The sequence below is a fragment of the Streptomyces sp. B1866 genome (assembly GCF_031932565.1).
Lineage (GTDB): Bacteria > Actinomycetota > Actinomycetes > Streptomycetales > Streptomycetaceae > Streptomyces.
This window is the reverse complement of the sequence record NZ_JAVSCF010000207.1, coordinates 1-11,714: the sequence shown is the minus strand read 5'-3', so window position 1 is coordinate 11,714 and position 11,714 is coordinate 1. Positions and strand designations below refer to the sequence as shown.

Genomic DNA, 11,714 nt, shown 5'->3' with positions numbered 1-11,714 from the left:
GGCCGGGCGCGGCGGCCGGGGGGCCCGCGCCGGGGGCGACGGCGGCGGCCTCCCGTCGGGCCAGCCGCCGCACGTCCGGCACCGCCAGCACGGCGAGCGTCAGCAGGACGGTCAGCCCGGCCGCGCCCCACAGCGCCGCGGTCCGGCCGACGGCGCTCTCCGCCGGTCCGGCGAGCGCGGTGGCGACCGGGAGCACCGCGAGCGAGCCGAGCCAGTCGTAGGCGCTGACCCGCGACAGCCGGTCCTCGGGGATCTCCTGCCGCATGGCCGTCATCCAGGAGACCGCGAACATCTCGATCGCGGCCCCGCCGACGACCATCGCGGCCACCAGGCCGGGCAGCGGTACGCCCGCGGCCAGCGCCGCCGCGGGCAGGGCGTAGGGGAACACGCACAGGGTGCCCGCCAGCAGCAGCCGTCGCGGTCGCCAGCGCGTCATCACCAGCGCGCCCAGCACGCTGCCCGCGCCGAACCCGGCGACCGCCAGGCCCCACGCGCGCGCCCCGCCGAGGCGGTCGTGGGCCACCAGCGGCCCGTACACCGCCTCCACCGCCTCCATCAGCGCGTTGACCACGGAGAACTGCGCCACGACGGCCCACAGCCACGGCCGCCCCGTGAACTCCCGCCACCCCTCCCGCAGATCCGCGAGCACGCCGCCGCCCGGCGCGGCCCGCGGCGCGCCGGAGACGTCGAGGAAGCCGCGCAGTCCCGCGGCCGCCGCGAAGGCGGCGGCGTCGGCGGCCAGCACCCAGCCCGGCCCGGCGGCGGCGACGAGCGCGCCGCCCAGCGCCGCGCCGCCGACCTGCCCGCCGTGCTTGGCCAGCCGGTAGTAGGCGAAGGCGCGGCCGGGGTGCTCGCCGGACACGCTGGCGTACAGCATGCCGTCGGAGGCGGGGTAGAAGAACGCCTGGCCGGTGCCGCCCAGCGCGGACAGCAGCGCCATCTGCCACAGCCGCGCCTCGCCGGCGAGCACCAGCGCCGCGAACACCGCCTGGGAGACGGCGTTCAGACCGTTGGCCGCGACCATGACGCGGTGCCGCGGCAGCCGGTCCGCGACCGCGCCGCCGACCAGCAGGAAGACCACGAGCGGGACGGTGCGGGCCGCGGCGACCAGCCCGATGCCGCCGCTGTCCCCGCCCGCCCGCAGCACCGCGAACGCGGCGGCGACCAGCGCACCGGCGTTGCCCAGGCTCGTCACCACCGCGGCGGCGGTCAGCAGTGTGTAGTTGCGGCCCGCCCAGGCGGGGCGGCGCGCGGCGGGCGGGTCGCGGCGAGTGGTCACGGGCGGACTATCCCGGCGGCCGGGCGGCGCCGCCACCGCGTTTCGGCCGCCGGAGCGGCCCGGGGCCGGTACCAGGCCATCGGCCGGACCGCGCGGTCGCAGCCGGTCGGCCCGCACGGCCCGCCCGGCTCGGGACGGCGGCCCGGCTCGGGACCTCGACCCGGGTCAGGACCTCGACCCGGGTCAGGACGCCGACAGGGCCGGGACGCCGACGTCTCTCAGGACGCCGACCCGGCGGACTCCAGGTGGCGCAGGGAGCTCATGATCTTCTTGATGGTGGCGTCCGGCACCTCGTCCGGGACGCCCTTCGCCGCGTACAGCACCCACGTCGCGAAGTCCCCGTTGACATCGGTGTAGGTGACCGTGAACGCCTTGCCGTCCGTGGTGCACTTGTCGGTCTTCTTCACACCCGTGACGGTGGCCCACGCCGTGCTGCCCTTGATGCCGTGCTCGCTGGTGAACGGCGCCGCGTCCTTGGAGGTGGCGTAGCGGCCGGTGCGCTGCTGGTCGAAGGCGGCGACGACCCAGTTCAGGGCCTCGTTCCGGGCCGCCTCCCCCTCGCTCCGGGCGCCCTGCGCGCCCTTGGTGCCGGTCCCGGCCAGGGAACTGCCGCTGCTGCTCTTCGGATCGGTCTTGCAGTAGTCCTCCTTGTAGAAGGCGGGGGAGGTCATCACGGCGAGCATCTTCAGGCCGGACTTGTCCTTCTCGTCGGCGAAGCCGACGGACCAGCCCTGCGACTTGACCGTCCACTCGGGAGGCACGTCGAACACGTTGTGCCGCTTGGGGTTCACCACCGGCTTCCAGCCGGGGATGACCGGCTTGACGGTGTCGTCCTCGGAGCCGCGCGCGTCGTCGCCCCCGCCGCTCGCGCCGCCCGAGGCGTCGGTCGGCTGCGGCGAGGGGGTGGGGGAGGCCGAGGCCGTCGGGGTGCCGTCGTGGGCCGTGTCGTCCTTCTTCTTGTCGTCGTCCCGGCCCACCACGACCACGCCGGTGACCACGGCCGCGACGACGACCGCCACCGCCGCGGTGATCGCGATGACGGTCGCGCGCTTCCTGCCGTCGTCCTGCGGCGGCCGCGGCGGGCCGGGCGGCACGGCCCCGGTGTCCCAGGGCTGCGGGGGCTGCGGGGGCGGCTGGTGGCCGGGCGCCGCCGGCTGGGGCTGCTGGTAGGAGTTCGGCTGCTGGTAACCCGGTTGCTGGTACGGGTTGGGCTGGTGGTACCCCGGCTGCTGATAGGGATTCTGGTCGTGCGGGTTCTGCGCGCCCCCGGGCGGCTGCTGTCCTGGCCACATGGCAGGTAACCATAAGGGGGGCCTGTGCCCGCTGCCACGCGCCGCCCTTCCCAGTGGACCTTACTCGCTGGTAACTTACTGCTATGGCGCAGACCTTGACTGGAACGATGCTCGCGGCCACGGTGCCCATGGTGCGGACGCTCAATCTGGAGTTCGTCGAGACCCAGGCCGAGCGGGCCGTCCTGCGGATGCCGGACCAGGTGGACTTCCACAACCACGTCGGCGGCCCGCACGCGGGCGCCCTGTTCACCCTGGCCGAGTCCGCCAGCGGCGCGGTCGTCCTCGGCGCGTTCGGCGACTACCTCTCCCGCGCCGTACCGCTGACCGTACGCGCGGAGATCAGCTACAAGAAGCTCGCCAAGGGGCCGGTACTGGCCACCGCCGAACTCGAACGGCCGGCCGCCGAGGTGGTCGCCGAGCTGGAGGCGGGGGAGCGGCCGGAGTTCGGGGTGCGCGTCACGATCACGCGGGAGGACGACGGCGCGGTGACCGGGGAGATGGCCATCGTGTGGACCCTGCGGCCCCACTCCTGAGAGCCGGCGGGACGCCACCCGGCCCGCCGACCGGGCGGCGCCCCGGCAGGCAACCGCCGACGCGTCCGCGTCGTCCAAGCGAGTAGGCTGCCCGGGTGCGCGCTCTCGCGCGTGCCGGGACACGTGCTGGGATGGTTGCCCGGCCCACGGGAGGGACTGGCGTTGCACATCGAGGAATGGCTCGAATCCGTGCCCGCGATCAGCGTGTACCTGATCGTGGGGCTGGTGATCGGCCTGGAGAGCCTGGGCATCCCGCTGCCCGGCGAGATCGTCCTGGTCACCGCGACGCTGCTGGCGGCGTCCCAGGACCACATCAACCCCTACATCCTCGGCGCGAGCGCCATCACGGGCGCGATCGTCGGCGACTCCATCGGCTACCTCATCGGCCGTAAGGGCGGTCGGCGGCTGCTGGCCTGGCTGGAGCGCAGGTTCCCCAAGCACTGCGGCGCGGAGCAGGTGGCCCGCGCGGAGCGCTCGTTCCACAAGTGGGGCATGTGGGCGGTGTTCATCGGCCGCTTCATCGCACTGCTGCGCATCTTCGCGGGCCCGCTCGCGGGCGTGCTGAAGATGCCGTACTGGAAGTTCTTCATCGCCAACGCGCTCGGCGGCATCGTGTGGGCCGGCGGCACCACCGCCGTCGTCTACTCCGTCGGCAAGGTCGCCGAGGACTGGCTCAAGCGCTTCTCCTGGCTCGGGCTCGTGGCGGCCCTGCTGTTCGGCCTCGGCTCGCTGCTGGTGATGAAGTGGCGCGGCAAGAAGGCGCAGGCCGGGCAGGCCGAGGCGGAAGCGGACGGACAGGCGCCGGCGCCGGAGGCCGCCGCGGGCCGGGAGGCGCCGGTCGCGGCCGGCGAGTGACGCCGCGGCAACCGGTGTGAGCGGCGCCGGGCGGCCGCCGGCGCGGCGGGCCCGCGGCGGTGCGTGGCAGGCTCGGGGAGACGACGAGGAGGAGGCGACGATGGCGGAGCGCGCGCTGATCGCGGGCGTGGGCGGCAGGCACCCGAAGCTCGACCCGGAGGCGTTCGCCGCGCCGACGTCCGTCGTCCTGGGCGACGTGGCGATGGCGGCAGGGTCGAGCGTGTGGTACCAGGCCGTGCTGCGCGCCGAGCACGCGACGATCACCCTCGGCGCCGACAGCAACATCCAGGACAACTGCACCGTCCACGTCGACCCCGGCTACCCGGTCGTGGTCGGCGAGCGGGTGTCCGTCGGGCACAACGCCGTGCTGCACGGCTGCACGGTGGAGGACGACGTGCTCGTCGGCATGGGCGCCACCGTGCTCAACGGCGCGCACATCGGTACGGGCTCCCTGGTCGCCGCGCACGCGCTGGTCCCGCAGGGCCTGCGGGTGCCGCCCGGCTCGCTGGTCGCGGGAGTCCCGGCGCGGGTCAAGCGGGAGCTGACCGAGGAGGAGCGAGAGGTCATCCGGCTCAACGCCGCGGTCTACGTCGACCTGGCCCGCCAGCACCGGGCCGCGGCCGCCGAGTGGGAGGCGTAGGCCCGCCGGCGCGGCCACGGGTTCAGCCCGCCGCCAGCAGGACGCTTCCGGCCAGCGCCAGTCCGGCGCCCGCGGCCTGTACGGCGTGCAGCCGCTCGCCCAGCACACCGCGGGCCGCGAACGCGGTGACGACCGGGTACAGCGAGGCCAGGACCGCCGCGACCGTGACCGGGCCGTGCCGGGCCGCCAGGTTGTACGTGCCGTTGGCGGCCACGTCGGCCAGCCCGACGAACGCCAGCGCGGGCAGCGCCCTGACCAGGCGCGCGCCCCGGGCGGGCAGCACGGCGCCGCCCCGCCGCGCCGCCGCCCACAGCGCGGCGCCGCCCACGGCCACGTTGCACAGCCGCTGCGTGAACAGCGCGAGGAACAGGCCGGTGAGCGTGGTCGCCGCCTCCGCCACCAGCGCGATGACCGTACCGAAGCTGAGGGCCGCGGTGAGCGACAGCAGCAGCGTGCGGCGGTGGACGGGGGCGCCGCCGAGCCGGGAGCCGCCGGCGAGCACCACTCCGGCCACCGCCACCGCGCTGCCCGCGGCCTGCGCCGGGCCGAGCCGCTCGCCCAGGGCGAGGCCGACCGCCACGGGCACCACCACGCTGCCGAGCGCCACCAGCGGCGAGACCAGGCCCATGGGGCCGATGGCCAGGGCCCGGTAGAAGCTCAGGATCGCCGTCGGGCCCAGGAATCCCGCCGCCACGGCGAACCACAGCCGCGGCCCCGCCTCCGACCAGCCCCCGGTGGCCAGCACCAGCGCGCCCAGCACCGCCGTCGCGAGCGCCTGCGAGGCGACGACCACGCTCAGCGCGGGGGCGCGCCGGGCGAGCAGGCCGCCGCCGAAGTCGGCCAGCCCCCACAGCAGGCTGGTGGCCAGGGCGAAGACAGCGAACACGGGCAGACCTCGTCGTACAGTGTGGGGACGCTTGACCGGCCCCACTGTAGTTCAGTCCATTGAACTAAGCCATTGAAAATATTGGACCTCACGTGACGGACCTCGACCAGCTCACGCAGTCGCTCGCCCGCAACCTCAAGAGCTGGCGGCACGAGCGCGGCTTCACCCTGGACGCCCTCGCCGCCCGCGCCGGAGTCAGCCGCGGCATGATCATCCAGATCGAGCAGGCCCGGACCAACCCCAGCGTCGGCACCACGGTCAAGCTGGCCGACGCGCTCGGCGTGAGCATCACCACGCTGCTGGACTACGAGCAGGGGCCGACGGTGCGGATCGTGCCCGCCGACCAGGCCGTACGCCTGTGGTCCACGGACGCGGGCAGCCACACCACGCTGCTGGCCGGGGCGGAGGCCGACGGCCCGCTGGAGATGTGGCACTGGCGGCTGATGCCCGGCGACGCCAGCGCCTCCGACCCGCACCCGCCGGGCACGACCGAGCTGTTGCACGTCACGGCGGGCGAGCTGACGCTGACCGTCGACGGGCGGGAGCACCGAGTGCCGGCCGGCTCCTCGGCCGTCTTCGAGGCCGGCGCGCCGCACGCCTACCGCAACGCCGGAAGCGAGCCGGTCGAGATGATCATGGCCGTGTCGGTGCCGCCCTCCCGCCCGCGCGAGCCGCGTCCGCCGCGGACCGCCCCGGCGTGACCCGCTGCCGCCCGCGCACCGACGGCATCGCGGGCGGCCGGCTGCTGTCCCCGGAGCAGTACGCCGAACTTCTGCGCAGCGACGCGGCCGCCGGCGGCTACACGGCCTGGGCGTCCACCGCTTCCGCACCTCCTGCGGTGCCACGGCCCCGGGCCGCAACGGAGAGGTCCACGGCTACCTCGCCATGGCCGCGACCACGCCCGGACCGCTCCCGGCGGGTCGTGTGGTCCGTCACCACCACGACCTTCCCGCTCGACGCCGGGCAGCCCGCGGCCGCCTCCCTCCAGCGGCTGCCGGACGCCGCGCTGTGCGCGTGACGCCGCGCCCGCGCCACGCGGCCCCGGCCCCGCGCGGGCCCGCGCCCGCCGGCTCGTAACATGACCGCATGAGTTCGCCGTTGGACGCCTTCGACGACATCCGCCCCGCCGTGGACCGCCTGGACCTGCTGACCGCGCCCGTCGCCGCCGCGCTGCGCGCCTGGCACGGCCCGGTGCCCGTCGAGCAGGTGCTGCACGTGGACACCGACCCGGCCCACGCGGACACGGCGGTGCTCGTGGAGACGTACGGCGGCCGGCTGCTGGAGCAGTCCGCCAACTGCGTGGTGGTCGCGGGCAAGCGCGCCGGCGAGGTCACCCTCGCCGCCTGCCTGGTCCTCGCGCACACCCGCGCGGACGTCAACGGGGCCGTGCGCCGCCACCTCGGTGCCCGCAAGGCGTCGTTCGCGCCCCGGGAGACGGCCATCGGCGCCACCGGCATGGAGTTCGGCGGCATCACGCCTATCGGCCTGCCGGCCGGCTGGCCGCTGCTGGTGGACGCGGCCGTCGCGGACACGCCGTACGTGCTCATCGGCAGCGGCAGCCGCCGCGGCAAGCTGATCGTGCCCGGCAAGGCGCTCGCCGAACTGCCGGGCGCCACGGTGCTGGAGGGGCTGGGCACCGCCGCCTGAGCCGGGCCGGCTTCAGACAGGCGGTCGTGACAGGTCCAGGGACAGGGCGATGGAGTGCTCGGCGAAGCCGAGACCGCGGTAGAGGCGTTCGGCCTCCGGCGTGGCGTGCAGGTCGACCCGGGTGACGCCCTGGCCGGCGAACCAGTCGAGCAGCGCCCGGGTCGTGGCACGGGCCAGGCCGCGGCCCCGGTAGCGCGGGTCGGTGCACACGTTGAAGACGAACCCGAACCGGCCCGCCGGGTGCCCGGGTGCGGGCAGCCGCTCCTCCACCCGGCCGACCGCGCGCGCCGCGAGGCGCGCGCCTCCCGGCTCGCCGTCCCCGTCGCCGTCCACGACGAACGCGGCCAGCCGCGGCCGGGGCTCGGCGAGCATCCGCCGCACCGCCTCCTCGGCGTCCCGCTCCCACGGGCCCGGCTGGTCGCGGCCGCTCATCGCCGCGAACATCAGGCGGCGCAGCCGCACCAGCTCGGCGGCGTCGGCGACGCGGGCAGGCCGAACAGGCCGGGGACACGGTATGTGGCTCACGCATCGAACGCTAGCGCACGGCGTCCGCCGTCCCAGCGCCTCGCACGAGCGGCCCCCGGGCCCCTGCGGCCGCCGAGCCAGGGCCGCACGCAGAGCCCGCCGGCCGGGCCGGTCAGCCCAGGCGCGGTATCTCGACGGCCGGACAGCGGTCCATCACCATGTCCACTCCCGCGGCCCGTGTGCGCGCGTACGCCGCCGGGTCGACCACGCCGAGCTGGAACCACACGGCCTTCGCGCCGATCGCCACCGCCTCGTCGGCGACCGCTCCCGCGAGCCGGGAGTTGACGAACACGTCGACCACGTCGACGGGGAAGGGAATGTCCGCCAGCGACGCGTAGCCCCGCTCGCCGTGGACCGTCTCGGCCGACGGGTGCACCGGGACGATCCGCTTGCCGTAGCGCTGGAGCACCCGCGCGACGCCGTAGGCGGCCCGCGCGTGGTTGCCCGACAGGCCGACCACCGCCCACGTGTCGCCCGTGCCGGTCAGAATCCGCCGGATCGTCTCCGCCTCGGCCCCCGGCCCGTCCGCGCCTGCCGCGCCCCTGCCCACTGTTCCTGTCGCGTCTGCCACGTCGGTCACCTCCACGCTGGTGCCAACCGCACGGTCACCGTCGCGATTCCCGCCCGCCGCGCGCCTCCCTTAGGGTGGCCGAGTGGGCGAGGGCTACCGGACGGTCGCACGCGCGGGCGTGCACGAGACCGAGATCAGCAGGTCGCGCTTCCTGTGCGCGATGGAGCCCGCCCCGACCGAGCGGCACGCGCGGGAGGTCATCCGGCGCGCCCGTGAGGAGCACCCCGCGGCCACCCACCACTGCTACGCGTACGTCATCGGCGCCGACGGCGCCGTGCGCAAGGCGAGCGACGACGGCGAGCCGGGCGGCACCGCCGGCGCGCCCATGCTCCAGATGCTGCTGCGCCGCGAGGTGCGGTACGTCGTGGCCGTCGTCACCCGCTACTACGGCGGCGTCAAGCTCGGCGCGGGCGGCCTGATCCGCGCCTACGGCGGGGTCGTCGGCGAGACGCTGGACCGGCTCGGCACCGTCACCCGGCAGCGGCTGCGGCTGGCGACCGTGACCGTCGCCCACGCGCGCGCCGGACGGCTGGAGAACGACCTGCGCGCGGCCGGTCACGAAGTGCGCGGCGTGCGGTACGCCGAGGCCGTCACCATCGAGCTGGGGCTGCCCGCCGCGAGCGTGGACGCCTTCCGCGGCTGGCTCGCCGACGCGACCGCGGGCACGGCCGCGCTGGACCTCGGCGACGAGGTGTACGGCGCGGCGTGACCCGCCGCCGCCTGCCCCGCCGAGGCGCGGCCGAAGCGACCCGGGACGGAGAGGCCCGAGGCGGAGACGGCCCGGGGGACCCTGAGCGGCACGAGCGGCGCGGCACGGACCCGGTCAGCGACGGCGACCACGACCCGGTCGGCGGCCGCCGGCCGGACCGCTGGTGCCCGGCCGGCGGCCCGGAGCGCGCGGCCACCCGGCACGGCCGCGCCCACGCCCCTGCCGAGCTGCTGCTCCCCGGAAGGCACCGGTCTGCGCGGGGAGCCGGCCGAAGCGGGCGGCGGGCCACCGGACCTGACGGCCCGGCACGGCTCGGACAGCCCGCCGCGACAGGCGCGGGAATACCGGGGGTGGTGCTCGTCCACGACGGCTGAGCCGGACGTGAAGGCCGCCCGGGTGCCGCGGCCGGACCGCAAGCCGTGATGAACGAGTCGTCCGGTGGGGGCTACGGTGGTACCCGGCCGGCCGCGCCTGCGGACGCCGTCGGCCGCCGGGCTGACGGGCCGCCGGGCCCTCGGCCGAGAGCACGCCTGGCGGCCGTCCCGGCCCGCCGGTCGTGCGGTGTCGGGCAGTGGGCCGTAGGGCCAGGGGGAGGGTCGCGCGGTGCGGGGCGGAGCGCTTCGGTGAGGATTCTGCACACCTCCGACTGGCACCTGGGCCGGTCCTTCCACCGGGTGGGCCTGCTCGACGCCCAGGCGCGGTTCGTCGACCACCTGGTCGCCACGGCCCGCGAGGAGCGCGTGGACGCCGTCGCCGTGGCGGGCGACGTGTACGACCGCGCGGTGCCGTCGCTGGCCGCCGTCGAACTCTTCGACGAGGCCCTGCACCGGCTCGCGGCGCTCGGCGTGCCCACGGTCCTGATCTCCGGCAACCACGACTCGCCGCGCCGCCTCGGCGTCGGCGCCGGCCTGATGGAGCGGGCCGGCGTGCACCTGCGCACCGACCCGGCCGGGTGCGGCACGCCCGTGGTACTCGCCGACGAGCACGGCGACGTCGCCCTGTACGGCCTGCCCTACCTCGAACCGGCCCTCGTGCGCGACACGCTGGGCGCCGAGCGCGCGGCCCACGCGGCGGTGCTGCGCGCCGCCATGGACCGGGTGCGCGCCGACCTCGCCACCCGCCGCCCCGGCACCCGCTCCGTGGTCCTCGCGCACGCCTGCGTCACCGGCGGCGCGGCCAGCGACAGCGAACGGGACATCTCCGTGGGCGGCGTGTCGTCGGTGCCCGCCGGCGTCTTCGCCGGCGTGGACTACGCCGCGCTCGGCCACCTGCACGGCTGCCAGGCCCTCACCGACCGGATCCGCTACTCCGGTTCGCCGCTCGCCTACTCCTTCTCCGAGGCCCGGCACCGCAAGTCGGTGTGGCTGGTCGACCTCGGCCCCGGCGGCGAGGTGGCCGCCGAGCGCGTCGACTGCCCGGTGCCGCGCCCGCTGGCCCGCCTCCGCGGCCGGCTGGAGGACCTGCTGACCGACCCGCGCCTGGCCCGGCACGAGGACGCCTGGCTGGAGGCCGTGCTCACCGACCCGGTGCGCCCGGCCGAGCCGATGGCCCGGCTCGCCCGCCGCTTCCCGCACGTACTCAGCCTCGTCTTCGATCCCGAAGGGCCCGCCGAGGACCCCTTCACCTCCTACGCGCGCCGGCTGCGCGGGCGCAGCGACCGGCAGATCGCCGAGGACTTCGTGGCCCACGTGCGCGGCGGGCGCGGCCCGGACGCCGCCGAGCGCGCCGTGCTGGGCGACGCGCTCGACACCGTACGGGCACGGGAGGCCGAGCCGTCCGGCCGACCGGGCCCGGCGGGCCCGCCGCCGCGCGCGGCGGACCGGCCGGCGGCCGCGCCGGAGAGCACGCGGTGAGGCTGCACCGGCTGGCCCTCACCGCTTTCGGGCCGTTCGCCGGCGCCCAGGAGATCGACTTCGACGAGCTGTCCGCCGCGGGCCTNCCTCACCGCTTTCGGGCCGTTCGCCGGCGCCCAGGAGATCGACTTCGACGAGCTGTCCGCCGCGGGCCTGTTCCTGCTGTGCGGGCCGACCGGCGCGGGCAAGACCTCCGTCCTGGACGCCGTCTGCTACGGGCTCTACGGCAGCCTGCCCGGCGCCCGGCAGGCCACCGGCCTGTCGCCGCGCAGCGACCACGCCGACCCGGGCACCCCCACCGAGGTCGTCCTCGACCTCACCGTCGCCGGCCGCCGGCTGGAGATCACCCGGCGGCCCGAGCAGTCCCGCCCCAAGAAACGGGGCACCGGCACCACCCGCGACAAGCCCGTCAGCCGCTTGCGCGAGTACGTCCCCGCCGACGGCACCTGGCGGGCGCTCAGCCACTCCCACCAGGAGGTCGGCGAGGAGGTCAGCGGGCTGCTGGGGCTGACCAAGGACCAGTTCTGCCAGGTCGTGCTGCTGCCCCAGGGGGACTTCGCGCGCTTCCTGCGCGCCGACGACCAGGCGCGCGGCAGACTGCTGGGCAGGCTGTTCGACACCGGCCGGTTCGCGGCGGTGGAGGAGCGGCTCGCCGAGCTGCGCCGCGCCGCCGAGAAGCAGGTCCTCGGCGCCGACGGCCGACTGCTCGCGCTCGCCCACCGCATCGCCCAGGCGGCCGGCCCGCGGACCGGCCCCGACGGCCCGCCGCCGGACGCCGCGGAGCCCGGCGACCCGGGCCTGGCCGACGCCGTCCTGGAGTGGGCCGCGCTCGCCCGAACCAGCGCCCGGGAGCGCCTGGACATCGCGGTCGCCGCGGTCCGCGCCGCCGAGGCGGCCCACTCCGCGGCGCAGCGGCACGCCGAC

General features: G+C 76.4%; 13 protein-coding genes and 1 pseudogene. 9 read left to right on the top strand and 5 right to left on the bottom strand.

The genetic code is table 11. From position 1 onward, the window contains the following. Together RKE29_RS22720 and RKE29_RS22715 are read right to left on the bottom strand one after the other, a co-directional pair. A partial coding sequence (locus RKE29_RS22720) for an MFS transporter (RefSeq protein WP_312007418.1) occupies nt 1–1,279 on the bottom strand: 1,279 nt, incomplete at its 3' end. Nucleotides 1,280–1,497: 218 nt separating this feature from the next. Further along, the gene (locus tag RKE29_RS22715; RefSeq protein ID WP_312007417.1) at nt 1,498–2,571 is read right to left on the bottom strand and encodes a hypothetical protein; all 1,074 of its coding nucleotides are present in this window, start codon (nt 2,569–2,571) and stop codon (nt 1,498–1,500) included. An 83-nt stretch (nt 2,572–2,654) separates the two neighbouring features. Here RKE29_RS22715 and RKE29_RS22710 point away from each other — a divergent pair, with 83 nt between their 5' ends. The 3 genes from RKE29_RS22710 to RKE29_RS22700 all read left to right on the top strand — a co-directional run bounded on the left by RKE29_RS22710 (nt 2,655) and on the right by RKE29_RS22700 (nt 4,599). Further along, on the top strand, nt 2,655–3,104 hold the full coding sequence (locus tag RKE29_RS22710) for a DUF4442 domain-containing protein (RefSeq protein WP_312007416.1): 450 nt from the start codon (nt 2,655–2,657) through the stop codon (nt 3,102–3,104). A 162-nt stretch (nt 3,105–3,266) separates the two neighbouring features. Continuing rightward, on the top strand, nt 3,267–3,959 hold the full coding sequence (locus tag RKE29_RS22705) for a DedA family protein (RefSeq protein ID WP_312007415.1): 693 nt from the start codon (nt 3,267–3,269) through the stop codon (nt 3,957–3,959). A 100-nt stretch (nt 3,960–4,059) separates the two neighbouring features. After that, entirely contained in the window at nt 4,060–4,599 is a 540-nt protein-coding gene (locus RKE29_RS22700) for a gamma carbonic anhydrase family protein (protein ID WP_312007414.1), read from the top strand. A gap of 22 nt (nt 4,600–4,621) precedes the next feature. On the opposite strand, the gene RKE29_RS22695 is transcribed toward RKE29_RS22700, so the two are convergent. Then, nucleotides 4,622–5,485 (bottom strand): EamA family transporter, encoded by an 864-nt coding sequence (locus RKE29_RS22695; protein WP_312007412.1) that lies wholly within the window; start codon nt 5,483–5,485, stop codon nt 4,622–4,624. 92 nt (nt 5,486–5,577) lie between these two features. On the opposite strand from RKE29_RS22695, the gene RKE29_RS22690 reads away from it, so the two are divergent. From RKE29_RS22690 to RKE29_RS22680, 3 genes are all read left to right on the top strand, one after another. Next, entirely contained in the window at nt 5,578–6,186 is a 609-nt protein-coding gene (locus RKE29_RS22690) for an XRE family transcriptional regulator (protein ID WP_312007411.1), read from the top strand. Beyond that, nucleotides 6,183–6,503 (top strand): hypothetical protein, encoded by a 321-nt coding sequence (locus RKE29_RS22685; protein ID WP_312007410.1) that lies wholly within the window; start codon nt 6,183–6,185, stop codon nt 6,501–6,503. Before RKE29_RS22690 ends, RKE29_RS22685 begins: the two co-directional genes overlap by 4 nt. Before the next feature lie 68 nt (nt 6,504–6,571). Continuing rightward, nucleotides 6,572–7,132 (top strand): YbaK/EbsC family protein, encoded by a 561-nt coding sequence (locus RKE29_RS22680; RefSeq protein ID WP_312007409.1) that lies wholly within the window; start codon nt 6,572–6,574, stop codon nt 7,130–7,132. 12 nt (nt 7,133–7,144) lie between these two features. Here the strand turns inward: RKE29_RS22680 and RKE29_RS22675 are convergent, their stop codons facing one another. Together RKE29_RS22675 and RKE29_RS22670 are read right to left on the bottom strand one after the other, a co-directional pair. Further along, nucleotides 7,145–7,576: a GNAT family N-acetyltransferase gene (locus tag RKE29_RS22675; protein ID WP_312007420.1), complete on the bottom strand. Its 432-nt coding sequence runs from the start codon at nt 7,574–7,576 to the stop codon at nt 7,145–7,147. Nucleotides 7,577–7,769: 193 nt separating this feature from the next. Further along, complete coding sequence (locus RKE29_RS22670) at nt 7,770–8,207, bottom strand: CoA-binding protein (protein WP_312007419.1); 438 nt, start codon at nt 8,205–8,207, stop codon at nt 7,770–7,772. Nucleotides 8,208–8,310: 103 nt separating this feature from the next. Here RKE29_RS22670 and RKE29_RS22665 point away from each other — a divergent pair, with 103 nt between their 5' ends. The 3 genes and pseudogenes from RKE29_RS22665 to RKE29_RS22655 form a co-directional block, all read left to right on the top strand. Further along, the gene (locus RKE29_RS22665; RefSeq protein ID WP_312007408.1) at nt 8,311–8,937 is read left to right on the top strand and encodes a YigZ family protein; all 627 of its coding nucleotides are present in this window, start codon (nt 8,311–8,313) and stop codon (nt 8,935–8,937) included. 623 nt (nt 8,938–9,560) lie between these two features. Then, the gene (locus RKE29_RS22660; protein ID WP_312007406.1) at nt 9,561–10,790 is read left to right on the top strand and encodes an exonuclease SbcCD subunit D; all 1,230 of its coding nucleotides are present in this window, start codon (nt 9,561–9,563) and stop codon (nt 10,788–10,790) included. An 87-nt stretch (nt 10,791–10,877) separates the two neighbouring features. Next, nucleotides 10,878–11,714, top strand: a pseudogene (locus RKE29_RS22655) (AAA family ATPase); the annotation flags it as partial.